Genomic DNA, 24,751 nt, shown 5'->3' with positions numbered 1-24,751 from the left:
TATGAGTGTAACAGCAGAGCTTAAAGTTGGAAAACGGCGTGTTATTGAGTTCTTTATTTATCCATTGATTAAATATTTAGATGAAGGAATGAGTGTACGATGAGAATAGCAGTTCTTATTTTATTTTTATTATTAGTTCTTTAGTTGCATCTGATGATGGCGTAACAGTTAAAGCCAGAAAATCTGGAGAGTATGTTCTAGTAGATGGGATGAGAATAATAATCCATTTAGTGTAACAGTAGCTTACAATGCAAACTATACAAACTTAAAAAGTGAAAAAAAATTACCAATACTCTTTGTTTTAAAAGCATATAGTAAACAAGAAGTGTTACGACTTCATATAGAGAGAAAAAACTTTTCATTTAAAGCTCATTATGATTTGGACCCTTGGCTCGAAAGATGCAAAACATAAATAAAAATTATATCTATAGACTGCCATATAAACTAGGTACGAAACAGATGGTGTCTCAAGGTTTTAAACGGTAAATTTAGTCATTACGGAAAAAGTCAATATGCTGTTGATTTTAATATGAAAGATGGCACTGGCATTTATGCCGCGAGAGAAGGAATAGTCGTAAAAAAACAAAGTCTGATTCTAATCTTGGTGGAGCAAGTCGTACATTTGAAAAACATGCAAATTTTATTATTATTGAACATAGTGATGGAACACTTGGTTCTTATGCGCATTTAAAACAAACGGTGTAGTTGTAAAAGTTGGAGAGATGGTTAAAAAAAGGAAAACTTATTGGCTACAGTGGTTAAAACAGGTTTTACTAGAGGGGCACACTTACACTTTATAGTTTACAAAGCTGTTGATGGAAAAAGTAGAAAATCATTTCCTGTTAAGTTTATGAGTTCTATAGGTGTATTTAATAAGCCTATTAAGGGAAAGTTTTATGAAGCTAAATAAGTTCACTTTATATATGTACTCTATAGATTATACGAAGGATAAGAATGACTAAAAGACATAAAGTATTTATAAGTTATCATTATGATAATGACTGTAAGTCTTCCCCGTAATATTAGACTTCTATTGAGGGTATTATTCTGTAACCTATTCCATAAATACTCTCAAGAGCATTTTCTGGTAATTTTTTCCTAAATTTTGAAACAAGTTTTCTAATATTTTGAATATCAAGATGTTCATCTAATGAATCAAAATGTTCCGATATAGCTTCATTTGAGTATATCTTTCCAACATTATTGCTTAGCAGTTGTATAAAAATGATTTCATATTTTTGTCAAGTAAATCATCTGGGAATTATTAAAAAGAGAACTATTAGCCTTATCAAAAAAGATGCTTTCACTGAAATAAAGTTTATTTGATGTGGTGCGGACTTGTTGAGTTGAGTTGGATATAATCTTTTTAGAACTATTAAGTAATGCTCTAAGTAGTTCTTGGTAGTCTATTGGTTTTTTTATAAATTGTTCAATACCTAAATTTATAAGTGGCATTAGATATTTTGAATCATCATGAGCAGACAAAATTATAAGAAGTTGAGATGGATTTATATTATAAAGTTTTGATGTTAATTCAACTCCATTCAGATTAGGCATTTGAATATCACTTAAAACTATATCATAGTGGCTAGAGTTGTCATTATAATAATTTTTATATTTTTTTAAGTGCAATTATTCCATCTTCAGCTGAATCAACTACATTAAAAAAACTTTTTAATATTTCTGTGGTGTTTTCTCTTAGTTCAGCATGATCTTCAACAAATAAAATTGAAAGATTTTTTGTGTATTGTAATATTTCTTTAGAGTTTAGCATTTATTTTTCTTTTTAAAGTTTATTTATAAGGGGATTAGTATATCAATAATTTATAGTTATTTCAATTAAAATCGGTACAATACATAAATTTTTTTAAAAAGAGCTAAAATGAATATAATTATAAATGGTGAAATAAAACAATTTGATGAAAATATAACTTTAAACAGAGTATTGCAAGAGTTGTCTTTAGAAGGTAAGGTAATGGCTGCCGCTGTAAATATGGATATTGTAAAGCAGAGTGAATGGAACACATATATTCTTCAAAATTCTGATAAGTTAGAATTACTTGATTTTGTTGGTGGTGGTTGATTTTAAGTAATATGAAGTTCTATTGCAACAACTGCGATAGCATAATCACCATCGTGAGTTATAGATAAAGATATATCTTTAATATGAAAGTTTGTGTTTAATTTTTCAGATAGTTTTAGTTTTGGAGCACCTTTATCGGTTTTGTATATGGTTATATCTTCAAAAGAGCAATCTTTTCCTATACCCACTCCAAGAGCTTTAGAAGTGGCTTCTTTGGCTGCCCAAAATCCAGATGCTGTTTTAGGATTTTTAACGAGCATTATTTCTAGTGGAGAAAGAAATCTAAGAAGTGCCTTCTCTCCAAATCTCTCAATTAAGCGACTCATTCGAGAGATTTTTATAAGGTCTATACCAATCATTTACTGAATAACAAATTCTGAGTATTTTGGTAACATAAACTTGCTCTCCTATCCTGTAGTACATTGTTTTGAGTGTTTTTTATCTTCATCAAAAAAACACCAAGTCCGCTAAAAGTCCGCTTAATTTAGGTACTTGATATGCTGATAATATTTAGTTGATAAAAATTCTTTAAGAAGTTCTTTTGATGGATTTATTTTATCTACCATTTCTACTAATGCAGTTTTTTAACTTTTTTAAATCTTTATGTATCACAATCCATAAAATATCTGCGTCAACACCTCTGTAATCATGTGAGATTTTATCTCGTATTCCTGCTATATCATTCCATGAAAAATCACATTTAACTGACTCTTTTAGTGATTGTTCAATTTTTTTTGACTCTTCCCCAATAGCTATAAAAAGTGAAATAGTAGCATTTAATTCGATTTGTTCATTTGACCATATTAAGTCACTAGGATTACTAAAGCTTTTGGTGTAAATCCAAGTTTTTTCAATACATTCAAGCATAGTGAAAATATAAATTAAATTTTTTTCACTATACATATATAAAGTCTTTTTTTGCATAGTGCTTTATAATAGGGTTCATAAATGCAAGAGAAACAAAATCAACTTTCGACACATGCAAATCATCTGCAAGTTGCTTATTAATATTCATAAATTCAAGCCCACTATCTAGTTCAAAATTACTATCTCTTTCATAAAATATATCTATGTCACTTTTATCAGTCGCTTCATCTCTAGCATAACTTCCATATAAGCCCAAAGACACAATTCCATATTTTTTATGTAGTTCTTCTTTTTTGTTTTTTAAATAATTTAGAATAATATTTTTAGTCATAGGAAGAATCCTTAGTAGTTTTTTTATAAATATATTGATTCTTTCTCAATTCTACTTTTTAAATAAGGGTTCATTCTCTCTCTTATCCTTACTATATCTATAGAATTAGAAAAAAGTTTTTGGAGTTCATCTTTAATATGCACTAGAGCAAACATATCAGGAGTTTTTGTTTTAATACAAATATCAACATCACTATTTGAAGAAGCTTGATTTCTAGCAACTGACCCAAATAAACCAAGTTCCACAATATCATATTTTTTGATATTGTTTTTAAGTATATTCAGTATTTCATCACGATTAATCATAGCTTCTCCTTCTTTATAAATAGCATTATTATATCATATTTATTACTCACTGCGAAAGCTTACGAAATGCAATGAAGTAAGTCGTGGATGAGTCAGCAAACGAAGTGCGGTAGGTTCTAATATTCTACTACATAGGATATGTAAGCCTCGTATTTTAAATTAAGTCTAAAATACAATTAGGAGAAATATAATGCCCCTAAAATCTAAGACACAAATTCAGTAAGATTTATTTTCAAAAAAGCTAAAATAAGTAAGAAATATGGAGATAAATTATGAGTAGAAAAAAAGGGCAAACTTATACTGCCGAACAAAAAACAAAAATAGTCTTAGAAATGTTAAAAGAAGAGATGACAACAAGTCAGATTGCAACTAAGTATAAAATCACTTCTCAGTCTTTGGGGAAATGGAAAACTCAATTTTTAGAAAATGCATCTTTAGCATTTGATGTAGCTGGAGCAACTAAAGCATATAGAGATGAGATAGAAGAACTGAAAACTGAAAATGATGGACTAGCTAAAGCACTTGGAAAAGCAACTATCAAAGCGGAGTGGGCAACGGGAAAGTTAAAGAGCTTGGACTTTGATAATAAAAAGTCTCTAATAGAGTCTAAGCATAATAAAATATCTGTGTTAGAGCAGTGTGAAAGTCTTGGTATCAGTAGAAGTAGTTACTACTATCAACCAGTGCCAATGAGTCAAGAGAAGATAAAGTTACTTCATAGGATTGATGAAGTAGCTACTGAGAATTCTGAGTATGGTTATAGATTTATTTATGAATAACTGAAAGAAGATGGCTATGCCATCGGTAGAAATAGAGTGTTAAAATATATGGGTATCCTTGGCATACAGGCGATATATCCAATGAAGAGGAAACTCACTAGCCTCAAAAATCAAGCACATCCAATTTATGCATATCTACTCAAACAATATTGGACTAAAATTGGAAGACGAAAAACTGTATATGTACCAACTCCAAACGAAGTGTGGAGTGGCGATATTACTTATATTCGTATCAATGGTGGCTTCATGTACTTAGCTGCTGTTATAGACTGGCACTCTAAAGCTATCTTGTCCTATAAAATTTCAAACTCTATGGATACGACATTAGCAACTGATGTTCTTGAAGATGCACTTGCTAAATATCCTAAACCAAAAATATTTAACACCGATCAAGGGAGTCAATATACAAGTTATGAGCATACTCAGGTACTTAAGAATCATGACATAAAAATATCTATGAATGGCAAAGGCAGAAGTATAGATAATATTGTAATTGAAAGATTTTTTAGAACTCTCAAGCATGGCAATATTTACATCAACGATTATGAGACAATTCGAGATTTAAAAGAAGGAGTAAAATCATATATTTACAAATACAATTTTAAGAGATTTCATTCAAGTTTAGATTATAGAAAACCTATGAATGTCTATCTTGATTATTTAAAAAGTGTAGGATAAAGTAGCAGTTGCTTATGAAATTAAATCTTTAGAAATGTTGTCTTGATTTTTAGGGGCATTATAAACATCTAGATTAAGACCTTTTTTACTTATTTTCTTATTCATATATTGAATATATTTTTCTTCAAAATTTTGTTTTGTATCAATATATTCTTTAATAATTAATTCAATTCTGAAATTTTTATATTTTGCTAATTCTGTAGAAGTTGGAAATTGGCTCTGTAGTTTTTGAAAATCTTCAAGCGGTATATTTTCTTTTTTATTACCGCCTATATACACATCTTGATTTGATGATGTTATATCATAAAATCCTTTAAAAATTGAGATATTATATGAACCCTTTGCAACAAAAAAGTATTGATCTATTTCTATAGTTTCATGAATGAATAATGTAAAATCTATATCAAGAATATCACTATCAAACTTATAATATCCATTATCCATTATCTAATGTCGCTATATGAAAACTTATACTTTCTGTAGTAGTTAGACTTTGATATACATTGTTTTTTACAAAATAAAAGCTCTTTTTTAGTTTGAACTGACCATCCTTTAAATATTCATGAACAAATTCAACATCACTCCTATCAGGTGTATACTTTAATATTAAAAAATTATTTTCTTTTAGTAGTTTTATCATCTTTATCTTTCCTAAGTATATAAAAGTGAGATTATATTAATAGTCTATTAATTATCTAACATTTGCAAACTCTTCTCTAACATTCTGCATACCTCTATCCATAAAAAATAAAATAGTAGCTGTAAGAGTAGCTTGATTTAGAAGCACCTGCATTTTCTTTAATTCTTCATATCTCTTAGTTGTAAAGGACAACATCACTTTTTTATCTTGTTTCTCTGAATCATCTTTTAATGGTGGACGACCTGCTTTTCTATCTGACATAGTAAACCCTTTTCTTATGTTAATTACTTTTATTATATATTACTAAGTATTAATCTTTATTGAAAGTATAGCTATTCATATCTAATCAAGTCACTTTTTCTCTATATATTCTAATTAATACTTAGTATTATTATATTATTTTAAGTTAATTTAGTTTAAACTTACTTAAATCATACGAAGGAGTTATTATGTCTGATGAAGAAAAAGTTTTATTTGATACCTTTTATAGTAAACATAAAAAGGTAGCACTCTCAAAAAAAGAGATGAGTCGTGAGACTGGTGTTAGTATTTCTAGTCTTGATAGACTAAGAAGAAGTGGTTTAGGATGTTCCTATTTAAAGCAAGGTCAAGGAGATGTATTTTATACATTAATTGAACTCGCTAAATATTATTGTCAAACAACAATAAAAACATTGTAATTTATATTTTAAGTGAATTTGTTATGAATAAAAATGATTATCAAAAGACTTATAAACAAGGTTACAAACAGATAAATAAATTTGTAACCTTTCCAGTAAAAAATATCTTCTATGAAGAACTGCGTAAAAGAAGCTTTTTGCATGATTTAAGCGTAAATGCTTATGCAAAAACTATAGTAACAAACTTTCTTAGTACAGAGAGAATATTAGTTTTTACTAAAGAAGAAACAGAGTATATAAATCAATATATTAGAATCTCTAGAGGTATAGCTACAAACATAAACCAAATAGCTCATAAAACCAATATTGGAGAATATATTGATACAAATATTCTTCTAAATTCTCTTCAACGACTTGAAGTTGAGTTTAAAAAGTTTATTTCTAAAAACTAACTATGATTATGAAATCTATGAGTAGGTCTGATAGTAGTTTTAATCAACTACTAGACTATCTTGAAAAAGAAGAGACCCTTGATAGGCATTCGTGGAATATGTATGCTGATAGAGAGAACTCTAATGATTTAGAAAATGAGTTTATGCATAATTCAGCGATATTATGTAGCAAACGCACAAAATAAAAACTCTGTTCAGAACTCCTAAAATACGATAGTTTTGTATATAATTACACTACCCACTTCAATTTTTTACCATTATTGATAATTTTAAATTTTCATTCTCAGCTGTTAACCTTTCAACTTCTTTTTCAAGTTTTTGTTTTTCAAAATGTGCAACAGTACAAAGACTTAGCAATTCTTCATAGTTGTTATTCCTTAACTCAAATTTTACATCATTTATATTTGAATTTTCATAGGCTTGTTTAAAGTTCATTGCATCTCTCTTATTGATTTTGGCTTAGATAAATTTTATTCATAAATACTCACAACGTCCAAACTAGGGTAATGAATAGCACTCAATCGTCCTAAGTCTTTGTTATTAATATAAGTGGCTCCAGTATCAATCATAGCAAGTGTTTCAGTTATTAAAGGCTCTTTTACTGGAGAATGACCGAACACATTAAAAATATTGTTTTGAAGCTCTTTATCTGCTTGAAATAGCTTTTTATCATACATGTGTCGCCATAGTATATCGTGTCCATCATATTCGCAGTATGGATGATCTTTATTAATCCAAACATGATGAATATAGGAGTGTGACACAACTAAGGGCTTATAACCATCAAATTCGAAATATAAAAAGTATGGAAGTGAACTTAAGTACTCAATATGTGAAGCCCAAACTTCGTCACTTAGCTCTTCGTATGATATTAGTGTTTTGTTACCACCATATTGTTGCCATAAAATATTGTCACTATCTTCATTCATAGATTTAAGCATCATAAGCTCATGATTTCCGAGTACACTGAGCCAATTTTTATTTAAAACTAATTCGATTACTTTAGAAGAGTTGTCTCCTCGATCTACGAGATCACCAGTAAGACAAATATTAGCATTTTTTGGAAGTTTATTTGCTAGAGAGATTAATTTATCAGACTCTCCATGAACATCACCTATAACCCATATACCATTATTGTTAATATCATTCATCTATGATTCTCTCATTTTAAATAATACATGGTGCAAAATCGTATGCAGTATATTTTCTTTTTATGGTGTTATTAACGATTGCAATATTTATTTTACATGCTCTCTCATGTTCGTTTGTACTTCTTCTAAGTATCTTAAGGACTCTTTTCTTCCCAAATAGCATAACAAGGGCTTTCATATTTTTAGTACTTAAATATTGGGAGTAGATGAATATTATTGAATCAATTGGAAGCTTTTTTCCATCTCTAACACTCCAGAACAAATCAAACTCAAAAACACTTTTATCTAGTTTTATCCCAACAGCATTAAGAGGTACTGCATTATTAAAATGTTTTTTTCTTCTTTTTAATTTTGTTTGTTTCACTATCATGTACCTCAAGCTTTCGTTTTATTGATATACAGTAACACATTATTTAGAATTTATACTTTAAATAAGTATTTTATATCAGGTTATATTAACGCCCATATAACACCAAAGTGTATTACTACTGATAGAGAGACCAGTCCTGCACCAGAAGATTCCATTTTATTTATTTCTCTATTTGTAGTACCTATAAAATGAGCGTATTTAAGCAATAAAACACCAACTATAAAAAGTCCAATCCATATAAACCAACTTTGTATATATTGGTTTAGAATAATCTCTGAAAAATTAATTTTATTAAATAACATCACCACTCCCTTTATACGAGTATATCAGTGATTTTAGACAATATTTTATCTAATCCACTAACAACTTTAGCAGCAGTAGCAATATAATCTATTACATCATTTAATTCTTCAACTACTTTATCAGCAGCTTCTTTAATGTCTTTAAATTTTTCATGTAACTCATTTAAATTATTTGACTGCTCTTCAATCGCTTGAATATCCAATCTATCTAATATATCAGCTAGTTCTTCATGTTTTAATATCATAGCAGAGTGTTCTGCTCCAAATTGATTATTATCAAAAAACTCTTGTATTTTGTTATATGCATTCTCTACTGAATCATATACTGTATTATCTGTAGGCATTTACTGCTCCTTCTTTATACTATCTCTAAACTCTTTTATAGAATCTACATGCTCTTTTAAATCATAAAATATCTTACTCAACTCTTCTTTGTTAATCTCATCTCGTTTGAGCGATATGATTACATTCTTATGTAGCTTTGACATTGTGATTATCGAATTTGATAATGATTCAAACTCTTTATCAAGATTGTCAAGACGTTTTTGTAATAATGCAATATCTTCGTACATATCTACTTTTGTTTTAAAAGTCTCAGCTAAAGGAATACATTTCTTTGTCGCATCTTTTATTTGGCAATATGTATGCGGTTTATTAAGAATCATAATCTTGATATTCTTCTGCTTATAAAGAGAACGCTTAAGAATCTTTTTCCAGTGGTTTAAATCTTTATCTAGACTATTAATTGATGGTTGTACCCATTTATCAGCGACTAATATAAGTTCTTTAAGCTTCTTTGCCCTGATATATTCACTGTAGCCCCTAAATGCACCATTCACTAATGTTGCAAACAGTTGAAGATCTTCATTTGACACATTATGAGAGACAGCTTTGTTTTCAGAAAGATTTTTAGCACTCTCATATAATTTTGCAGAGTTTTCATCTATCTTATTATTGAAACTATCCCCTGTTATAGCTATCATAGATTCAGAGAATGAAACAAGATCATTTAATGTTTTTATCTGACCAGAATAATCAATCTTAACTGACTGCAAATCTTTAACTGTAGCACCATCTCTAACTGCTTTATAATACTTTGCTTTTTGTGAGTTCTCTAAAGTATCTTCATATGTAAAGATGATGTTTCTTTGAGCTTCTGTTGAAGCTATCGCATACTTAGAAAGTAATTGTTTAGTATCCTTGGAGACACAGCCAGTAAATCCGAATATTAATACCCATGTAATGAGTAATGTTTTAATATATATCATACTAATCTTCCTTATGAAACACAAATGCCATATTTTGGCAATACATCATGAATGATTGTAAGTCTATGCTCTTGTAAAGCATCGTGAAATAATTTCCAATCACTATCTAAAAAACTATCCCGATAATTAAATCTATCATTAAAACTATCAAAAAATGATTTCTGCTCAATTGCATCATATTTCCATGAACCTTCACCCTTGGCAACATATGATAACTCTTGCTCACCAAAACTAAATTCACCCTTTGCAATTGATTCTATCCACATTTCATGTCTATTATCACCCTTTGGATCAGTAAAGGTTTTAAAGTTAGATTCAATTTGCTTCAAGTCTTCATCTAGTAATGCAGGTACATCAATTGAATCATCTAATTCATATCGGTATCGACATAATTCAGCATGTAAGGTATTAACAGCATGCATAAAATCTTCTGTATTATCCCTTGATATTATCTCTCCTAAAGCATTTTTATAAGACCATCTTAAGTACGGTTTATCAGGACACTCTAAAGCTGCTCCATGCCCCATAGGAAATCTCTCTGTTAATCCTTTAGATTTTTTCTCATCTAGATAAGACAAATCTTCATTTTCTAACTTTAGGTCATATACTTTATTTACTTCATGAATTTTTCCAGCAAATCCTTTGTGTGCAAAAGTATCTGCATATACATGCATTGTAATTCCTAGTCTATGTAGTGCATAATTCTTATATGCATCTCTTACACACATATCTAACATTTCTCTAGCTACAGGGCTATCTGGTCTGCAAACTAATTTGTTTATAAATTTGCCCGTTGTAGCTTCTTCGGATGTTTTTCCGTCATTACCAGGTAAAAAATGAAAAGGAACCCAAACTAGGTGATTTTCATGTTGATTAACATGATGATGCAAATCATATGTTCCATGAGCTGAGCTAATACGAGAATACATTGCTCCATTCTTAAATTGTACCGTTCCCGAATTTGTTGCATCATCTACATATTGGGCAGAGTATGCTATTGTATTAGAGTCATTATGCTCAAATCCTGCAAGTCTTGAAAGCACATATGTTACGGTATGGTGAAAATCTTTTTGCATACTATACTCCTTTCACAATTGCATCTGATGCATATTTAATTACTGCATCAATTCCATGCTTACACATTTCCATTGAGGAGTAAGTTTCAGATGTAGCAATAATTTTATTATTTTGTGCAATCAGAACAAAATATGGTTCATCATTCTTAGCCTCTCTAATTTCAAAATTCTCTTTATCTTGAGAATTAACTTTTACAGATTCAATTCCATTGAGAGCAGAATCTTTTGTTGTATAATTTTCACTATTTAAAATAGTTTCATGGTTTGATGCCTTAAGCACGAAATGATATGGTTGTTTAGCCTCTACGTTTTTTGTTAGGACGTAATACCCATTGTTTTTGTTCTCAGTCATTTTGACTCCTTTTAAATTGAACATTATTATTTACACTTTTTTGTGTACTTCTATACTTTGTGAACTTACTATTTCACACTTAAAATCTTATATCATGCATAGCCGAATATTTTCGGTCACTATCCTTCAGTATAAAATAAAGCAATTTATAATGACATAGATATTTATATAAGTTAAAAAGTATTACAATATGCAAAGTTTTTATACAAAGTAGTTTGAATGAATAAAAAATATCGAGCGGAAGAGGTTCTTCCATATATAATACGAAAAATCTCTAACGGTGAAGCAATATCAACTAAGGATATTGTTAAGCGTTTTAATCTGAAAAAATCAACTCTTACAGATCACATCAAAGAAGTTCGTGAACAATTTTATGAAAATGACTTCAAATATGATGATAGTACTTATAAATGGATTCGTACAGAACCAGAGTTTCTAAAAAAATCTTTATTAAGTCCAGAAGAAGCAGTTGTTTTAACTGGAATTTTAAGAAATAAAAGTAAATTTGGAGATAAACTAGTTTCATCTGTAGAAAAAGTAGTACATAACTATGTGAAACGAACTAAAACATCAATATTTAAGCAAGATATTTTGGAAAGGATTGATGAGAATTTTGAAATAATTTTTGCTCAATTAAAGTATGCCATAGAGAAAAAAAAGAAAATTAAATTTACATTTTATGGAACGCATAGAATTTTTTATCCATATAAAATTATTAACCTTGAATATTATTGGTACTTATTAGGTTATGAGGAGTACTCTGAATACAACAACAGAGAAACTAAAAAAATCAAAACGTATACTATTGATAAAATAAGGGATTTAGAAATACTCAAGGAATCATTTAAATATGACTTTACTGAAACAGAAGATGAATTAAAAAATGCTATGAATGCTTTTTTTAGTGTTGGTGAAAAAACTAAAACAATTGAAGTTTTAGTTGTAAAATGGCTTGTTGAATATATCAAGAGAGCACCATATTTTAGCGGTTGGCATAATACTAATATAATGGAAACAATAGATAGCATACAATACGCAGTCTTTGAAATTAAATCTAGCAATAAATATTACAAAGATATTATTCCAACAATTTTAAAATATATTCCCAATATTAGGATTAGGGATGATATAGATGTGGTCGAGAAAATATTTCAAGATATTGATACCTACGCATCCTTTCATAGTAAAACATTAAATGATACTAGCAATACAACTGACAATAGATCAAATATTCTCTCTTATATTAATACACATGTGAAATATAAATAGTAATATCTGTTTGTTTGTTTTTAATCTAAATTTTGAATACTACAGATATTATAATGAACCCCTAAAACTGAACCAGTAAAATTTGTTTTCTTATTTCAAAAATGATAAAATTGAAATAGAGAATATAGGAATTAAATATGAGTGCAAAAAGAAAAAGTTATAGTGCAAATTTTAAAGCAAAAGTAGTACTGGAAGTTTTAGAGGGTGAAAAAACTGTTAATGAAATAGCTAGTGGATATGAAGTCCTACCTCTAAGTTTAAGAAATTGGAAAAAACAGTTTCTTGAGAATATGTCATTAGCATTTGATAAAAGTACTGTTGTAAAAGAATACAAAGATGAAATTGATACTCTTAAATATGAAAAAGATGCAATTGCAAAAAAACTTGGAGAGACAATTGTTGAGAAGGATTTTCTTGTGGAAAAGCTAAAAAGCTTGGCCTCATCTAAAGAGAGAAAAACTCTACTTGATGCTAAGCATAAATTATCACAGAATAAGCAGTGTCAATTGCTACAGGTAAGTAAGTCGAGTTTGTACTATACTCCAACTAAACCGTTTAGTAGAGGTAAAGACTTGAAAATATTAGATGCTATAAATAATATATATTCAGACTTTCCATCATATGGAAGTAGAAGAATTCATGCTCAACTTTTAAGAGATGGGTATAGCATAGGGAAAAAGTTCGTTAAGAAAGCTATGAAGTATATGGGTATAGAAGCCTTGTATCCTAAGCCTAAGACCACTACAGCAAACAAAGAACATTATAAGTATCCATATCTCCTAAAAGATTTTAGAGATTATGCTGGACGTGTTGTAATTGAAAAAACTAATCAAGTCTGGAGTACAGATATTACTTATATCAAACTGGAAAAAGGCTTTGTATATTTAGCCGCAATAATAGATTGGCATAGTAAAAAAATACTCTCATGGAAACTTTCTAACACAATGGATATTTCCTTAGTTAAAAGTGTGTTAAATGAAGCACTCGCATTTTATCCTAAACCAGAGATATTTAACACAGACCAGGGAAGTCAATATACTTCAAAAGTTCATGTTGATATTCTCAAAAAACACAACATTAAAATTTCAATGGATGGAAAAGGTAGAGCTACTGATAATATTTGCATCGAAAGATTCTGGCGAAGTATTAAGTATGAAGAAATTTATCTGAATGAATATAAGAATATAAAATCTCTCAATCGAGCAATAAAAATATATATGAACTCTTACAACAAAAAAAGATTACATTCGGCGATTGGATATAAAACTCCAAATGAAGTTTATTATAAAGCTGTCAATAATTTAGATCCTAAAGGAGCAAAACTGTTACCACTGGTATCGTAAAGAGGTAAAATAAGAAAACTTGTTTTACTGGTCTTGAAAAAGGGAACCATTATAGTTTTCATATTTCAAGCTTTTGTTGTTTGGGCTTTTTACTACGAAGTTTGCTCTTTTTTAATTCTTCTGTAATAAAAGATGAACTTTCTATTATATTTTTTTCTACTTCCGTTAAACTATATAGATCGTAAACTATTTGATTTATCTCATTTTCTATCTCAATATCTTTTTGCCCTGCATTTAATAGTTTGTCCACTAAAACTGTTAGTATTTTGAACTTTTCATTACTTGTTTCAGCGATAGGCAGTTGAAGCAATTTGTATTTTTTCCATCGATTAGTACCCATACCAGTTGTAGTAGCTATTTTACTAAAATACCACTTTGATAGGTTAGAGTTTAAAATTGCAAGTATGTACTTTAGATTTTTTCCAGTCATACAAAAAGCAGTTGCTTCTACATACATCCCACTTTCATCATAAGCAAATTTAGGTTTGTCTGATATCTCACCCCATATGATTTTTGGTTTCTTGAAGTTATCTTCATATGCACAATTTCTTAAATTATATGGAGTGATACCTTTATCCGTTCTCTTTTCAATTCTATCTACATATTGATTGAGATGCTTTTTTATAGCTGGATAATGATCAATATTAACTCTATTCTCCCTTTCTTTAGTTTTTTTATTTAATGTACCGTTGAAAGTGTTAATTAGGAATTTTCCATTAAAGTTTACTTGATATTTTTGGATATCTTTACCTCTAAGAAGTGGTATTATTACTTCAGATGATTTAGCATGTTGTTCAATTAATTCATCTTCCTTAATTCCGTCTATTATAAATGCATCATTACATCCTGTTAAAATACCTCTAAATATTTCAATATCACAATTTTCAAGTAGCGTTCCATTGTTGAGTATCTTGTTTTGTAAACGATTTTCTTCTTTATAATTGTTTTGTTGATCATGGAGCATGTCAAGAAATTTAGAGTATTTTATTTTTTTTGTATTAAATTTATCAATATCTATAATAGAGATAGGAGAATCTTTTTTCTTTGAAACTTCAACTATACAAGTTTCTACCGTAGCACCTTCAAACAATTGCATACTTTTAAAGTTTAAAACCTTTGTATTCATAGAGTTAAGTAATTCTCTTAAAGTATTTCCGTATTTAGCTTGAACCCAACTATTTGAAACAATAAAAGATAAATATCCATTTGTTTTAATCATCGGTAACATCTTCTCAAAAAACAACACATAAATATCAGTATTTTTTTCATAGGTACTAAATTCATATTGACTGTAATCTACTTCTTTGATATTTGACAGCGAGATATATGGAGGATTTCCAATCACTACATCAAAACCCAAAAAATTACCATCTTCATCTAATACCTCTGGAAACTCATATCTCCACTCAAATTTATTTACATTATCAAATTTTGAGTTGAATTGACATTTAATCTCATCTATTTGGTATGATAATTCAATTCTATTGTTATTTGGATTTTTATATTTAGATATTAAGCTTTTATACCTATCAAAAATATCATGTTCGAATAAATTATCAAATTTATAATCTATTTTGTAATCAGATATTAGTGAGTTACCTTGCTTGATATTTATATCTATATTTGGTAGTAAAACTAATTTATTTGCATTAGTAAAATGCGTATTATAATGGCCTGAAAAATCAAGACAACTTTTCAGCTTGGTTAATTTCAACCTCTACATGTTACTTTACCCTACATTTTTTAAATATTCAAGATACATATTCATTGGTTTTTGATAACCGATAGCTGAATGAAATCTCTTAAAATTATATTTATGCATGTAAGCTTTTACACCTTCTTTGAGCTCCTTAATTGATTGATAATCGCTGATATAAATATTGCCATGTTTAAGAGTTCTAAAAAATCTCTCAATTACAATATTATCAATTGATCTACCTTTTCCATTCATGGAAATTTGAATATCATGTTGTTTTAAAGTTTGAGTATGTTCATAGCTTGTGTACTGGCTGCCTTGGTCTGAGTTAAATATCTTTGGTTTTGGATATTTAGAAAGCGCTTCTTTTAGTACATCAGTTGCGAGTGTTGCATCCATAGAATTGGATATTTTATATGCCAAGATAGCTTTACTATGCCAGTCTATGACTGCAGCTAAATACATAAATCCACCGTTAGTTCTGATATATGTGATATCACCACTCCAAACTTCGTTTGGAGTTGGAACATATATATGCTTAGTTCTACCAGTGCGTGTCCAGTACTCTTTTAGCATATACTCATAAATTTTATGCTCTGGATTGCCGATACTTGTCAGTCGCTTTTTAGTTGGATAAATCGCTTGAATACCCATAAACTGCATATATTTAAGGACTCTGTCTTTACCTATACTGTATCCATCTTCAAGCAGTTGTTGATGGATGAATCTGTATCCGTATTCTGAATTGTCTGTTGCTATCTCGTCGATAGTGTGCATTATCCTCAAATTTAGTTTACTCATTGGCACTGGCTTATAGTAGTGCGCTGCACGACTGATACCTAATAATTTGCATTGTGCTGATTTGGTTAGTTTAAGCCCGTTCTCGATGAGAGTTTTTCTCTCTTTAGATGAGACCGAGCTCTCTAGCTTTTTTGCTAGCCATTCCTTTTCAACAACAGATTTACCAAGTTGTTTTTGAAGTTCTTCTATCTCTTCATCTTTTGACTTTATCTCATTCTTGAATTCTTGCACTGCTTTAGCTGGTTCAAATGCAAGTGAAGCATTCTCTAGAAATTGCTTTTTCCACTTTGTAATGGATTGGGAAGTAATTTTATATCTAGTTGCTATTTGTGCAATAGTCTCTTCTTCTTTGAGTAATTCTAGCACTATTTTAGTCTTCTGTTGGGCACTGTAAGTTTGACCTTTTTTTCGACTCATATCTTGCTCCATTAATTTCATAATATTTTAACTGTTTTAGAAATTAACTTCGCTGAATTTATGTCTTAAATATTCAGGCCATTATAAACTTCGTGTATTAAACTAGTTTCTTTTTTGAGATTTTTGAAATAATTTTCAATACTTAAATTATAATGCCCCTAAAAATCAAGACAACATTTCTAAAGATTTAATTTCATAAGCAACTGCTACTTTATCCTACACTTTTTAAATAATCAAGATAGACATTCATAGGTTTTCTATAATCTAAACTTGAATGAAATCTCTTAAAATTGTATTTGTAAATATATGATTTTACTCCTTCTTTTAAATCTCGAATTGTCTCATAATCGTTGATGTAAATATTGCCATGCTTGAGAGTTCTAAAAAATCTTTCAATTACAATATTATCTATACTTCTGCCTTTGCCATTCATAGATATTTTTATGTCATGATTCTTAAGTACCTGAGTATGCTCATAACTTGTATATTGACTCCCTTGATCGGTGTTAAATATTTTTGGTTTAGGATATTTAGCAAGTGCATCTTCAAGAACATCAGTTGCTAATGTCGTATCCATAGAGTTTGAAATTTTATAGGACAAGATAGCTTTAGAGTGCCAGTCTATAACAGCAGCTAAGTACATGAAGCCACCATTGATACGAATATAAGTAATATCGCCACTCCACACTTCGTTTGGAGTTGGTACATATACAGTTTTTCGTCTTCCAATTTTAGTCCAATATTGTTTGAGTAGATATGCATAAATTGGATGTGCTTGATTTTTGAGGCTAGTGAGTTTCCTCTTCATTGGATATATCGCCTGTATGCCAAGGATACCCATATATTTTAACACTCTATTTCTACCGATGGCATAGCCATCTTCTTTCAGTTATTCATAAATAAATCTATAACCATACTCAGAATTCTCAGTAGCTACTTCATCAATCCTATGAAGTAACTTTATCTTCTCTTGACTCATTGGCACTGGTTGATAGTAGTAACTACTTCTACTGATACCAAGACTTTCACACTGCTCTAACACAGATATTTTATTATGCTTAGACTCTATTAGAGACTTTTTATTATCAAAGTCCAAGCTCTTTAACTTTCCCGTTGCCCACTCCGCTTTGATAGTTGCTTTTCCAAGTGCTTTAGCTAGTCCATCATTTTCAGTTTTCAGTTCTTCTATCTCATCTCTATATGCTTTAGTTGCTCCAGCTACATCAAATGCTAAAGATGCATTTTCTAAAAATTGAGTTTTCCATTTCCCCAAAGACTGAGAAGTGATTTTATACTTAGTTGCAATCTGACTTGTTGTCATCTCTTCTTTTAACATTTCTAAGACTATTTTTGTTTTTTGTTCGGCAGTATAAGTTTGCCCTTTTTTTCTACTCATAATTTATCTCCATATTTCTTACTTATTTTAGCTTTTTTGAAAATAAATCTTACTGAATTTGTGTCTTAGATTTTAGGGGCATTATAATGCTTGATATTGTAGAAAAGTGTATGAGTACACCAACTCATAGTGAATGGACAGGTTATTGGCAAGGCAATAAACGAGTTGCCGAGAGATTAGTAGCTTAGTCTCTTATTTTCCAAAGAATAGCTAAACCATCTTTTCCAACTGCTTTAACTAAATTTTTCTTTTCAAGTTCTCGTAAAGTTAAAACAACTATCTTCTGGATAGCTTTATTTGTGACAATATCATCACTAGCTAGATTCTTAGCACTTTGACATAATAAGGATACTTCACTTGTTTGTAAAGGTGAATCAGCAGTTCTAAGAGCTGTTAAAATAAGTTTTCTTACTTCGCTCCTCTCAAAGTAGCTATTTCGCTTTTTTACACCACTATGAGAAGTTTTATTGTTTATTTTACTAATTGTTTCTTCACAATCATCATCAAAAAGGCAAATAGTAGATTTCAGAGATAGTAAGTCAAGTTTAATTTTTGAGATTTTTTTACTATATTCTTTTTGAAGCTGTTTAAGTTCCATCTGTTTATCAGCTAGTGCATAAAGAACATGAGATTTATTGTTTTTTTGAAGTCCTGTTGTGTTGTAGAGTGTATGCTTACTCATAATATACCTACCTTGTTGATTTGATAGTGTAATTATATCTTTAAAGTGGCTATTTTAAGGGTTTCGAGTGGGTTAGTTTGCTACATAAGAGCGATACTTTAACTATTCCGTGACTTGATTTAAGTGTAAAGAACATAGATATAAAAAACTGAAACTTTTGAGAGAGTGGAGCTTTTATTGATAAAGAAGCTTGAATAAATATTCAATCAAAAAGGAACATTTTAAAGTTTATGAATAAGATGTTAACTTGAAGTATAAAAGAGCCTTTATCAGTCGATGGTATTTCTAGTTGAACCTCTGTAGCTGACCCCAATTTCTTAAAAGGTAAATTTTTAGAAGCTGATATTGTTGGTGGTATGTGATGGAAGTATAATACAATTCTAGAAAATTTAAAAAAAGATGTTTAGAAAGCATGACAATATGTCATACTTTTTATTGATTTTCAATATTTTCAATATAGTTTAAAAAAAGGAGCTAACTATGCTTAAACGTTTTATACCTAATACACGTCAATTTTCAAAATGGAACTTACCGAATAAAGTAACTTATATAAGTGGTGTTGTAGGTCTTATAAGTTTTTCAATAGGTATTATTTCATCTTCACTTCTAGGAGTTGAAAAATATATTGATGATTATATATTTTCTTCACTATCTATTGAGAAGAAATATTATGAAAATAATTTGACTAAAAAATATGATGGTCACGAAAGAGAAATCGACAAGATATTCTACCCCCCCAATTAGTTATCCTTTATTTGAAAATAATTTTTTAGAATATATTAATGAAACATTGAAATCTAATGTATTAGATGAAATGAATGAAAATTTGGTTCAGTACAATTCTGAATTAGAAGAAGGAATTATATCTCCTTATTTAGTAAGTTTAAAAATGAATCAATACACATTTCACATGCCATCACTAAATGGAAACAACTCAAGTTTCGCAATAAATATAAACCCTATAACTAATGAAGACTATGATTTTTTTGATATATTTGATGCAAAAAGAAATGCACTTGAAGAGATAAAAGTGATTATCAAAAGAAGAAGTGATTGTGATTTTTTTGAGAGGTTTGATAAGGCAAGTTTTATACCAAGGTTTTTTATCAAAAATGACGGTATAGAATTTATCTTTAGTGAATATGAAGTTAGTTCAGGAATGTGTGGAAACATAGTTGTATTTATGTATTATCATGAATTAGTAGAATTTTTAAAACCTAATGGACCATTAGGCTTTTTTGTAACTCCATCTCGTACATGGAATGCTGATTTTCATTGGTATAAAGCAGTATTTGGAACATTAGAATTGGAGAAAGGATTAAATAACTAATAGCTATTTATTTCAATTTTATATAAACTAAGTGAATATTGTTTAGTTTAAGTTTAAAAAAAATATTCTTAATAATGTTAATTTTTTTAACTTTTGAAAGGGGCAATTTTGGAAAAGTAAAAAAGAATTTTGAAATTTATAAATCATAATCTAAATTATGGTTACTAATAGGTTACTAAAGCGATTTTTCTCTAAACTTAAAGTGATTCTAAAAAGTGCTTGAAAGTTCGTATTTTAGGGGTTTAAAGATGGCTCTGGATGCTGGATTCGAACCAGCGACCAAGTGATTAACAGTCTCTTGTTATCTATATAACCCTTTAACCTGAACTTGTCCCTGATTAGGAGCAAGTTTCGCATATCTTTCCGTCATTTCAATAGTTTTATGGTTCATTAGTTCCTTAATTGTATATATAGGACAGCCATTTATAGCTAAATGACTTGCAAAGGTATGTCTTAGAGTGTGTATAACCACTTTTTGGTAATCATCTATTACATCTTCGTTAAAGAGCTTCTTCATCAATCCTCGTATCTTGTATGATACATAGCTTCGACCTACCGAAAATAATTTTTGTCCTCGTTTTAATGATTTACAATGTAAGTTTAAAATCTCTAGTGTGCTACTATTTAAATATCCAGTATATTTATCACTTGTTTTGAAGTTTTTAATCTTAATACTCTCGTTTCTAAAATCAATATCTGATTTTGTCATTTCCATAATTGAACCAAGTCTAGCACCTGTACTAAGTCCTATCTCTATAAACAAAAGTAACTCTAGTTCATGTGAAACAGCCTCTATAAGTTGCTTTACTTCTTCGGTAGTTAAATACCTGTCTCGTTCATTGTTAAATTTGATAGACTTAAGACCTGCACAAGGATTTTCAGACTTAATAAGTTTATCTTGTATAGCGAACTGATAAATACCAGAAACCATAGTTATGAAGTGCTGAGTAGTGGAGGGTGCATAACCCATATCTTGAAGTGTAGCTTGTAGGTTTATAATGTCTTGTTTTTTGAGATGTTCAGCTATCTCAGAGCCTATAAGTTTTTTAAGAGTTGCATTATATCTTTGCAGTTCTCCCTCATAAGTTTTATTCGCTTTTTTTAGGTCTAGCCATTTTATAGCCAAGTCATGAACTGTATATTTAGATTTTTTTGCAGTGACTTTTGGTAGGTTTTCCCCAAGTCTTAACTTTACCATTGTTTGGTCTCGTATTGTTTTACAATATCCAATTCTAATACCTTGAGAATACTTACCTATTGTTTTGAGTTTATCTCTTCCTATCTCATCTTTATATCTAATAAGAAATACTTTATCAACTACTATTTTGTCATTATTTATTATCTCTTTATAGAAAATTCCAGTTGTAGAAGTGGGGATTTTTTTGTTTAAAAGTGTCATATAACTACCTCTCAAGTCCGCTATAAGTCCGCTCATTTTGCTCAAATGGGGGTATTTTAGCTTAAATTTGATTATAGTGTATCATGAAGAAACCCCTATGTAAAGGGGCTTGAAGAGGTTTTATGAGATTTGCTTAAATTAGCCTACTGAATAACAAATTCCGTAAAGTAGATACCTTGAATAGTTCCATCTGAAATCATAGCATTTAGTGTGTCCATTATTTGATCACTAACTTTTTGCTTTCCTTTTTTAGAAGAAATTTCTTCTAGTGATTTAGATGTTAAAATTCTAATGATTCTATCTCTTAGTACGGGAGCTTTACTGTCTAGTTCTAGACTTAATTCCTCACCTTGTAATTCTAAAGACATAGTAACTTTTAAGTAGCGACGACCAGCATCACTTTTTAAGTTTACTGTAAATGTATCAAGTGGGTATAAAATACCAATTTCACTTAATTTTCTTGAGTTACTGTAATCTCCAGAACTTTTTCTTGTCTTTTTAGCACTTCTTTCATTTGCTTGTGGTGCGGAAGTTTGCGCCATTATTTCTTCATCATCACCCATTAGTAAAAAAGTAACTATTCCACCACCAACAATAATTAGTAACAATACAACAATGATTATTATCATTAGCATCTTGCTAGATTTTTTTTCGGTTGAAGCGTCTTCCTCTGTTGTTTCTTTTTTATTTTCTTCTTTTGCCATGTTAGATTCCCTTAGTAATTCTTAAATTATTTTATATTATATCGGAATTTATAAAATTTTTATAAATTATGTTGTTGATTTGCTTAAGTCTGTTAATGGTAAAAACTCATAACTTTGTGCGTTATAGTAGTCAATATTTCCAGTTTCGATATCATAATACCAACCATGAATAGATAAATCACCATCTTCAAATCGTTTTTTTACGACAGGGTAAGTTAATATATTGTCTATTTGTTTCATTACAGATAGTTTTTCTGTTAATCTTAGTAGATCTTCCATTGGAGCATTTGCACCAAGACTAAGAATAGCCGATGTTTTTGCACTTTTACCAAGTTCTAGCCACTTTTTTGTGTGAATGAGTGATGAGTCATTTATATCTTCATATAAAGATTTACAAGCACCACAGTGAGTATGTCCGCAAATTATTATCTCTTTAATCTTTAAGATACTAACTGCATACTCAATTCCAGATGCTGTTGCATGAAAGTCTTCATCTGGTTTATATGGAGGAACAAAATTTCCTACATTTCGTATAACAAACAAATCCCCTGGGTCAGATTGAATCATCAAATCTGGAATAACTCGAGAGTCAGAACACCCAATAAATAATGATTTTGGACTTTGCCCACTACTTACAAGTTCTAATAGAGCTTCTTTGTTTTCTTTGAAATAAGTTCTAAATAGTTTGTTGCCCTTGGCATATGCTTTTAAATTCAAAACAAAGCCTTAACAACACTCTTTAATTTCTAAAACTTTTAATATTTTTTCAAAAATATCACCAGCTTTTCTATCTATATCATCATGGTATTCAATCACTAAAACTTCTCTACCTTTAGAGATGCTTGTTGTGTATGTTTCAGGTTTGATTGAATGTTTAGAAATAATTTTATCTATACATTTTACTACTTGTTGTTTTTCTTCTTCACCTTCATAAGCTAGTGATAATCTTGAAAATCTTTCTTCACTTCTAAACTCAGCATCTATCAACTTGATATCCTTCCTTTGTTATATTTGACGATTATACATTTTTTATAGTAAAGGTTATATTAAAGACCTGTTTAATACCACTCTAAAAGCTTTGAAACTTCATCAACTAAGTAGGTCTTTAAAGTTGTTTTTACCAATGGTTTTTTTGACAAAAGTACTTTTGTGATATTTTGCATCTTAGCTTCTTTTAGTCTTACATCAAGTCCAAAAACTTCCCTTACATCGCCAACTAACGAAACTTCCCCTATAAAAATAGTTTTTTTTGAAATGGCACGATTTCTAAAACTACTGAGTATTGCAGCTAAAACTGCTAAGTCTGCACTTGTTTCTGTGATTTTAATACCACCAGTTATATTTATAAATACATCATATCCAGAGAGTGGAATTTCTAGTTTTCTTTCTAGTAAAGCAAGAAGCATATTTAGTCTATTGTTATCAAACCCAGTAGCTTGTCTTTTAGAGTTTGGAGTATGTGATTCTGAAACAAGTGCTTGAACTTCTAGAATTATAGGGCGAGAGCCTTCCATTATGACTGTTAGTGCAGAACCAGCTTGTGTAGAATCTCTGTTAAAAAAACGGGATGCTATATTTGTAGCAGATACTAAACCTTCACTTCTCATCTCAAAAACACCTATCTCACTAGTCGGTCCAAAACGATTTTTAAAACCTCTTAGTATTCGTAATTCTTGAGAACTATCCCCTTCAAAATATAAAACAGTATCTACCATGTGCTCTAGTACCCTTGGACCAGCGATTGAACCTTCTTTTGTGATGTGACCGATTATAAAGATTGCAATATTTTTCTCTTTTGCTAAACGCATAAGCTCAAAAGTTATCTGTCTAACTTGAGTGACTGAACCAGGTGCTGATGTGATATTTTCTGTGTACATAGTTTGAATAGAATCTATGATTAAAAATTTATAATCTCTGTGTTCTAACTCTACTAAAATTTGTTCTAGTCTGATTTCGCTTAAAAGGTATAAATTATCAACATTTGAGTTAAGTCGATTTGCTCTAAGTTTAATCTGTCCACTTGATTCTTCTCCCGTTATATACAAAACATTTTTATCAGTAGATGCAATGTTTGAAGCTACTTTTAAAAGCAGAGTTGATTTACCAACTCCAGGGCTTCCCCCGATTAAGGTTAGTGAACCAGGAACGATTCCACCACCAAGAACACCATCTAGTTCTTTATCAAGTGAGCTAAATCTATAAACTTCACTTTCTTGTATATCATTTATACTTATGGCTTTTGAACTTATTTTTGATGAAGTTTTTGTTTGTTTTACTACTTCTTGTTGATGCTCATTTAGTTCTATAAAAGAGTCCCAACCACCACAGTTTGTACATTTGCCCATCCATTTTGGAGTAGTAAATCCACAATGCTGACACTCAAAAAGAACTTTTTTCTTAGCCATGATAAACCTTAATTTTTAAATTAGTAGATTATAGT

At 29.7% G+C, this 24,751-nt stretch carries 36 protein-coding genes and 2 pseudogenes; 11 read left to right on the top strand and 27 right to left on the bottom strand.

Features of this window, described 5'->3' with window-relative positions; all coding sequences use genetic code 11:
• Nucleotides 1-92 precede the first annotated feature (92 nt).
• Both MOV50_RS01350 and MOV50_RS01345 read left to right on the top strand, forming a co-directional pair.
• The gene (locus MOV50_RS01350) at nt 93-236 is read left to right on the top strand and encodes a hypothetical protein (protein ID WP_321778657.1); all 144 of its coding nucleotides are present in this window, start codon (nt 93-95) and stop codon (nt 234-236) included.
• 509 nt (nt 237-745) lie between these two features.
• Entirely contained in the window at nt 746-910 is a 165-nt protein-coding gene (locus MOV50_RS01345; RefSeq protein WP_321778656.1) for a hypothetical protein, read from the top strand.
• 112 nt (nt 911-1,022) lie between these two features.
• Here the strand turns inward: MOV50_RS01345 and MOV50_RS01340 are convergent, their stop codons facing one another.
• The 3 genes from MOV50_RS01340 to MOV50_RS01330 are packed head-to-tail and all read right to left on the bottom strand — an operon-like array spanning nt 1,023 to nt 1,774.
• Nucleotides 1,023-1,172, bottom strand: coding sequence for a hypothetical protein (locus tag MOV50_RS01340; RefSeq protein ID WP_321779688.1), 150 nt, complete (start codon nt 1,170-1,172; stop codon nt 1,023-1,025).
• 58 nt (nt 1,173-1,230) lie between these two features.
• Entirely contained in the window at nt 1,231-1,632 is a 402-nt protein-coding gene (locus MOV50_RS01335) for a response regulator (protein WP_321778655.1), read from the bottom strand.
• The gene (locus MOV50_RS01330; protein WP_321778654.1) at nt 1,613-1,774 is read right to left on the bottom strand and encodes a hypothetical protein; all 162 of its coding nucleotides are present in this window, start codon (nt 1,772-1,774) and stop codon (nt 1,613-1,615) included. Before MOV50_RS01330 ends, MOV50_RS01335 begins: the two co-directional genes overlap by 20 nt.
• 108 nt (nt 1,775-1,882) lie before the next feature.
• On the opposite strand from MOV50_RS01330, the gene thiS reads away from it, so the two are divergent.
• Complete coding sequence (thiS, locus tag MOV50_RS01325; RefSeq protein ID WP_321778653.1) at nt 1,883-2,083, top strand: sulfur carrier protein ThiS; 201 nt, start codon at nt 1,883-1,885, stop codon at nt 2,081-2,083.
• Between the two features lie 2 nt (nt 2,084-2,085).
• Here thiS and acpS read toward each other — a convergent pair whose 3' ends face one another.
• The 4 genes from acpS to MOV50_RS01305 form a co-directional block, all read right to left on the bottom strand.
• Nucleotides 2,086-2,442 carry a holo-ACP synthase gene (acpS, locus tag MOV50_RS01320; RefSeq protein WP_321778652.1) on the bottom strand — a complete coding sequence of 119 codons (357 nt, stop codon included), beginning with the start codon at nt 2,440-2,442 and terminating at the stop codon, nt 2,086-2,088.
• Nucleotides 2,443-2,638: 196 nt separating this feature from the next.
• Nucleotides 2,639-2,950 (bottom strand): DUF86 domain-containing protein, encoded by a 312-nt coding sequence (locus MOV50_RS01315; protein ID WP_321778651.1) that lies wholly within the window; start codon nt 2,948-2,950, stop codon nt 2,639-2,641.
• A gap of 28 nt (nt 2,951-2,978) precedes the next feature.
• Nucleotides 2,979-3,281, bottom strand: coding sequence for a nucleotidyltransferase family protein (locus MOV50_RS01310; protein WP_321778650.1), 303 nt, complete (start codon nt 3,279-3,281; stop codon nt 2,979-2,981).
• 23 nt (nt 3,282-3,304) lie between these two features.
• Nucleotides 3,305-3,586, bottom strand: a complete 282-nt coding sequence (locus tag MOV50_RS01305) for a nucleotidyltransferase family protein (RefSeq protein WP_321778649.1) — start codon at nt 3,584-3,586, stop codon at nt 3,305-3,307.
• Nucleotides 3,587-3,858: 272 nt separating this feature from the next.
• Between MOV50_RS01305 and MOV50_RS01300 the strand changes: the two are divergent.
• Nucleotides 3,859-5,043, top strand: a pseudogene (locus tag MOV50_RS01300) (IS3 family transposase).
• A gap of 12 nt (nt 5,044-5,055) precedes the next feature.
• On the opposite strand, the gene MOV50_RS01295 reads toward MOV50_RS01300, so the two are convergent.
• Genes MOV50_RS01295 through MOV50_RS01285 form a run of 3 tightly spaced genes read right to left on the bottom strand, consistent with a single transcriptional unit; the run spans nt 5,056 to nt 5,944 of the window.
• A complete protein-coding gene (locus tag MOV50_RS01295; protein WP_321778648.1) occupies nt 5,056-5,487 on the bottom strand; it encodes a hypothetical protein in 432 nt (143 codons plus the stop codon).
• Complete coding sequence (locus MOV50_RS01290; protein ID WP_321778647.1) at nt 5,480-5,683, bottom strand: hypothetical protein; 204 nt, start codon at nt 5,681-5,683, stop codon at nt 5,480-5,482. Before MOV50_RS01290 ends, MOV50_RS01295 begins: the two co-directional genes overlap by 8 nt.
• 51 nt (nt 5,684-5,734) lie before the next feature.
• Nucleotides 5,735-5,944, bottom strand: coding sequence for a hypothetical protein (locus MOV50_RS01285; RefSeq protein WP_321778646.1), 210 nt, complete (start codon nt 5,942-5,944; stop codon nt 5,735-5,737).
• Nucleotides 5,945-6,132: 188 nt separating this feature from the next.
• Here MOV50_RS01285 and MOV50_RS01280 point away from each other — a divergent pair, with 188 nt between their 5' ends.
• The 3 genes from MOV50_RS01280 to MOV50_RS01270 are packed head-to-tail and all read left to right on the top strand — an operon-like array spanning nt 6,133 to nt 6,940.
• Nucleotides 6,133-6,363, top strand: coding sequence for a hypothetical protein (locus MOV50_RS01280; protein WP_321778645.1), 231 nt, complete (start codon nt 6,133-6,135; stop codon nt 6,361-6,363).
• A 23-nt stretch (nt 6,364-6,386) separates the two neighbouring features.
• Nucleotides 6,387-6,755: a plasmid mobilization relaxosome protein MobC gene (gene mobC / locus MOV50_RS01275; RefSeq protein ID WP_321778644.1), complete on the top strand. Its 369-nt coding sequence runs from the start codon at nt 6,387-6,389 to the stop codon at nt 6,753-6,755.
• A gap of 2 nt (nt 6,756-6,757) precedes the next feature.
• Nucleotides 6,758-6,940: a hypothetical protein gene (locus MOV50_RS01270; protein ID WP_321778643.1), complete on the top strand. Its 183-nt coding sequence runs from the start codon at nt 6,758-6,760 to the stop codon at nt 6,938-6,940.
• A gap of 58 nt (nt 6,941-6,998) precedes the next feature.
• On the opposite strand, the gene MOV50_RS01265 is transcribed toward MOV50_RS01270, so the two are convergent.
• The 8 genes from MOV50_RS01265 to MOV50_RS01230 form a co-directional block, all read right to left on the bottom strand.
• Entirely contained in the window at nt 6,999-7,190 is a 192-nt protein-coding gene (locus MOV50_RS01265; protein ID WP_321778642.1) for a hypothetical protein, read from the bottom strand.
• A 35-nt stretch (nt 7,191-7,225) separates the two neighbouring features.
• The gene (locus MOV50_RS01260; protein WP_321778641.1) at nt 7,226-7,906 is read right to left on the bottom strand and encodes a metallophosphoesterase; all 681 of its coding nucleotides are present in this window, start codon (nt 7,904-7,906) and stop codon (nt 7,226-7,228) included.
• Between the two features lie 16 nt (nt 7,907-7,922).
• Nucleotides 7,923-8,270: a hypothetical protein gene (locus tag MOV50_RS01255; RefSeq protein WP_321778640.1), complete on the bottom strand. Its 348-nt coding sequence runs from the start codon at nt 8,268-8,270 to the stop codon at nt 7,923-7,925.
• 86 nt (nt 8,271-8,356) lie between these two features.
• Nucleotides 8,357-8,578: a hypothetical protein gene (locus MOV50_RS01250; RefSeq protein WP_321778639.1), complete on the bottom strand. Its 222-nt coding sequence runs from the start codon at nt 8,576-8,578 to the stop codon at nt 8,357-8,359.
• Nucleotides 8,579-8,589: 11 nt separating this feature from the next.
• On the bottom strand, nt 8,590-8,922 hold the full coding sequence (locus tag MOV50_RS01245) for a hypothetical protein (RefSeq protein ID WP_321778638.1): 333 nt from the start codon (nt 8,920-8,922) through the stop codon (nt 8,590-8,592).
• Nucleotides 8,923-9,846 carry a hypothetical protein gene (locus MOV50_RS01240; protein ID WP_321778637.1) on the bottom strand — a complete coding sequence of 308 codons (924 nt, stop codon included), beginning with the start codon at nt 9,844-9,846 and terminating at the stop codon, nt 8,923-8,925.
• Between the two features lie 11 nt (nt 9,847-9,857).
• The gene (locus tag MOV50_RS01235) at nt 9,858-10,922 is read right to left on the bottom strand and encodes a DUF6765 family protein (RefSeq protein ID WP_321778636.1); all 1,065 of its coding nucleotides are present in this window, start codon (nt 10,920-10,922) and stop codon (nt 9,858-9,860) included.
• A gap of 1 nt (nt 10,923) precedes the next feature.
• The gene (locus MOV50_RS01230; RefSeq protein ID WP_321778635.1) at nt 10,924-11,274 is read right to left on the bottom strand and encodes a YegP family protein; all 351 of its coding nucleotides are present in this window, start codon (nt 11,272-11,274) and stop codon (nt 10,924-10,926) included.
• Nucleotides 11,275-11,493: 219 nt separating this feature from the next.
• On the opposite strand from MOV50_RS01230, the gene MOV50_RS01225 reads away from it, so the two are divergent.
• The gene (locus tag MOV50_RS01225; RefSeq protein ID WP_321778634.1) at nt 11,494-12,543 is read left to right on the top strand and encodes a WYL domain-containing protein; all 1,050 of its coding nucleotides are present in this window, start codon (nt 11,494-11,496) and stop codon (nt 12,541-12,543) included.
• Nucleotides 12,544-12,680: 137 nt separating this feature from the next.
• The gene (locus tag MOV50_RS01220) at nt 12,681-13,886 is read left to right on the top strand and encodes an IS3 family transposase (protein WP_321777146.1); all 1,206 of its coding nucleotides are present in this window, start codon (nt 12,681-12,683) and stop codon (nt 13,884-13,886) included.
• A 58-nt stretch (nt 13,887-13,944) separates the two neighbouring features.
• Here MOV50_RS01220 and MOV50_RS01215 read toward each other — a convergent pair whose 3' ends face one another.
• The 4 genes and pseudogenes from MOV50_RS01215 to MOV50_RS01200 form a co-directional block, all read right to left on the bottom strand.
• The gene (locus MOV50_RS01215) at nt 13,945-15,600 is read right to left on the bottom strand and encodes an Eco57I restriction-modification methylase domain-containing protein (protein WP_321778633.1); all 1,656 of its coding nucleotides are present in this window, start codon (nt 15,598-15,600) and stop codon (nt 13,945-13,947) included.
• 15 nt (nt 15,601-15,615) lie between these two features.
• Complete coding sequence (locus MOV50_RS01210) at nt 15,616-16,821, bottom strand: IS3 family transposase (protein ID WP_321778632.1); 1,206 nt, start codon at nt 16,819-16,821, stop codon at nt 15,616-15,618.
• A 190-nt stretch (nt 16,822-17,011) separates the two neighbouring features.
• Nucleotides 17,012-18,196: pseudogene (locus MOV50_RS01205) on the bottom strand (IS3 family transposase).
• 184 nt (nt 18,197-18,380) lie between these two features.
• Complete coding sequence (locus MOV50_RS01200; RefSeq protein ID WP_321778631.1) at nt 18,381-18,878, bottom strand: hypothetical protein; 498 nt, start codon at nt 18,876-18,878, stop codon at nt 18,381-18,383.
• Nucleotides 18,879-19,358: 480 nt separating this feature from the next.
• Between MOV50_RS01200 and MOV50_RS01195 the strand changes: the two genes are divergently transcribed.
• The gene (locus MOV50_RS01195; RefSeq protein WP_321778630.1) at nt 19,359-19,622 is read left to right on the top strand and encodes a hypothetical protein; all 264 of its coding nucleotides are present in this window, start codon (nt 19,359-19,361) and stop codon (nt 19,620-19,622) included.
• Nucleotides 19,623-19,668: 46 nt separating this feature from the next.
• Complete coding sequence (locus MOV50_RS01190) at nt 19,669-20,208, top strand: RsiV family protein (RefSeq protein ID WP_321778629.1); 540 nt, start codon at nt 19,669-19,671, stop codon at nt 20,206-20,208.
• 301 nt (nt 20,209-20,509) lie between these two features.
• Here the strand turns inward: MOV50_RS01190 and MOV50_RS01185 are convergent, their stop codons facing one another.
• The 5 genes from MOV50_RS01185 to radA form a co-directional block, all read right to left on the bottom strand.
• Nucleotides 20,510-21,607, bottom strand: a complete 1,098-nt coding sequence (locus MOV50_RS01185) for a site-specific integrase (protein WP_321778628.1) — start codon at nt 21,605-21,607, stop codon at nt 20,510-20,512.
• 143 nt (nt 21,608-21,750) lie between these two features.
• A complete protein-coding gene (gene fliL / locus MOV50_RS01180; protein WP_321778627.1) occupies nt 21,751-22,311 on the bottom strand; it encodes a flagellar basal body-associated protein FliL in 561 nt (186 codons plus the stop codon).
• Between the two features lie 66 nt (nt 22,312-22,377).
• Nucleotides 22,378-23,028 carry a carbonic anhydrase gene (locus tag MOV50_RS01175; protein ID WP_321778626.1) on the bottom strand — a complete coding sequence of 217 codons (651 nt, stop codon included), beginning with the start codon at nt 23,026-23,028 and terminating at the stop codon, nt 22,378-22,380.
• Nucleotides 23,029-23,037: 9 nt separating this feature from the next.
• Nucleotides 23,038-23,298, bottom strand: a complete 261-nt coding sequence (locus tag MOV50_RS01170; RefSeq protein ID WP_321778625.1) for a hypothetical protein — start codon at nt 23,296-23,298, stop codon at nt 23,038-23,040.
• 71 nt (nt 23,299-23,369) lie between these two features.
• Nucleotides 23,370-24,716 (bottom strand): DNA repair protein RadA, encoded by a 1,347-nt coding sequence (gene radA / locus MOV50_RS01165; RefSeq protein WP_321778624.1) that lies wholly within the window; start codon nt 24,714-24,716, stop codon nt 23,370-23,372.
• Nucleotides 24,717-24,751 lie beyond the last annotated feature (35 nt).

It is taken from the genome of Sulfurimonas sp. (assembly GCF_029027585.1).
GTDB lineage: Bacteria > Campylobacterota > Campylobacteria > Campylobacterales > Sulfurimonadaceae > Sulfurimonas.
The sequence above is the reverse complement of the archived record's forward strand: the minus strand, read 5'-3'. Positions and strand labels throughout refer to the sequence as shown.

What these genes read in the sequence shown, in the direction of transcription:
- MOV50_RS01330 (WP_321778654.1), bottom strand. Translation starts at nt 1,774, where the DNA reads ATGCTAAACTCTAAAGAAATATTACAATACACAAAAAATCTTTCAATT.
- thiS (WP_321778653.1), top strand. Translation starts at nt 1,883, where the DNA reads ATGAATATAATTATAAATGGTGAAATAAAACAATTTGATGAAAATATA.
- acpS (WP_321778652.1), bottom strand. Translation starts at nt 2,442, where the DNA reads ATGATTGGTATAGACCTTATAAAAATCTCTCGAATGAGTCGCTTAATT.
- MOV50_RS01315 (WP_321778651.1), bottom strand. Translation starts at nt 2,950, where the DNA reads ATGCTTGAATGTATTGAAAAAACTTGGATTTACACCAAAAGCTTTAGT.
- MOV50_RS01310 (WP_321778650.1), bottom strand. Translation starts at nt 3,281, where the DNA reads ATGACTAAAAATATTATTCTAAATTATTTAAAAAACAAAAAAGAAGAA.
- MOV50_RS01305 (WP_321778649.1), bottom strand. Translation starts at nt 3,586, where the DNA reads ATGATTAATCGTGATGAAATACTGAATATACTTAAAAACAATATCAAA.
- MOV50_RS01295 (WP_321778648.1), bottom strand. Translation starts at nt 5,487, where the DNA reads ATGGATAATGGATATTATAAGTTTGATAGTGATATTCTTGATATAGAT.
- MOV50_RS01290 (WP_321778647.1), bottom strand. Translation starts at nt 5,683, where the DNA reads ATGATAAAACTACTAAAAGAAAATAATTTTTTAATATTAAAGTATACA.
- MOV50_RS01285 (WP_321778646.1), bottom strand. Translation starts at nt 5,944, where the DNA reads ATGTCAGATAGAAAAGCAGGTCGTCCACCATTAAAAGATGATTCAGAG.
- MOV50_RS01280 (WP_321778645.1), top strand. Translation starts at nt 6,133, where the DNA reads ATGTCTGATGAAGAAAAAGTTTTATTTGATACCTTTTATAGTAAACAT.
- mobC (WP_321778644.1), top strand. Translation starts at nt 6,387, where the DNA reads ATGAATAAAAATGATTATCAAAAGACTTATAAACAAGGTTACAAACAG.
- MOV50_RS01270 (WP_321778643.1), top strand. Translation starts at nt 6,758, where the DNA reads ATGATTATGAAATCTATGAGTAGGTCTGATAGTAGTTTTAATCAACTA.
- MOV50_RS01265 (WP_321778642.1), bottom strand. Translation starts at nt 7,190, where the DNA reads ATGAACTTTAAACAAGCCTATGAAAATTCAAATATAAATGATGTAAAA.
- MOV50_RS01260 (WP_321778641.1), bottom strand. Translation starts at nt 7,906, where the DNA reads ATGAATGATATTAACAATAATGGTATATGGGTTATAGGTGATGTTCAT.
- MOV50_RS01250 (WP_321778639.1), bottom strand. Translation starts at nt 8,578, where the DNA reads ATGTTATTTAATAAAATTAATTTTTCAGAGATTATTCTAAACCAATAT.
- MOV50_RS01245 (WP_321778638.1), bottom strand. Translation starts at nt 8,922, where the DNA reads ATGCCTACAGATAATACAGTATATGATTCAGTAGAGAATGCATATAAC.
- MOV50_RS01240 (WP_321778637.1), bottom strand. Translation starts at nt 9,846, where the DNA reads ATGATATATATTAAAACATTACTCATTACATGGGTATTAATATTCGGA.
- MOV50_RS01235 (WP_321778636.1), bottom strand. Translation starts at nt 10,922, where the DNA reads ATGCAAAAAGATTTTCACCATACCGTAACATATGTGCTTTCAAGACTT.
- MOV50_RS01230 (WP_321778635.1), bottom strand. Translation starts at nt 11,274, where the DNA reads ATGACTGAGAACAAAAACAATGGGTATTACGTCCTAACAAAAAACGTA.
- MOV50_RS01225 (WP_321778634.1), top strand. Translation starts at nt 11,494, where the DNA reads ATGAATAAAAAATATCGAGCGGAAGAGGTTCTTCCATATATAATACGA.
- MOV50_RS01220 (WP_321777146.1), top strand. Translation starts at nt 12,681, where the DNA reads ATGAGTGCAAAAAGAAAAAGTTATAGTGCAAATTTTAAAGCAAAAGTA.
- MOV50_RS01210 (WP_321778632.1), bottom strand. Translation starts at nt 16,821, where the DNA reads ATGAAATTAATGGAGCAAGATATGAGTCGAAAAAAAGGTCAAACTTAC.
- MOV50_RS01200 (WP_321778631.1), bottom strand. Translation starts at nt 18,878, where the DNA reads ATGAGTAAGCATACACTCTACAACACAACAGGACTTCAAAAAAACAAT.
- MOV50_RS01195 (WP_321778630.1), top strand. Translation starts at nt 19,359, where the DNA reads ATGCTTAAACGTTTTATACCTAATACACGTCAATTTTCAAAATGGAAC.
- MOV50_RS01185 (WP_321778628.1), bottom strand. Translation starts at nt 21,607, where the DNA reads ATGACACTTTTAAACAAAAAAATCCCCACTTCTACAACTGGAATTTTC.
- fliL (WP_321778627.1), bottom strand. Translation starts at nt 22,311, where the DNA reads ATGGCAAAAGAAGAAAATAAAAAAGAAACAACAGAGGAAGACGCTTCA.
- radA (WP_321778624.1), bottom strand. Translation starts at nt 24,716, where the DNA reads ATGGCTAAGAAAAAAGTTCTTTTTGAGTGTCAGCATTGTGGATTTACT.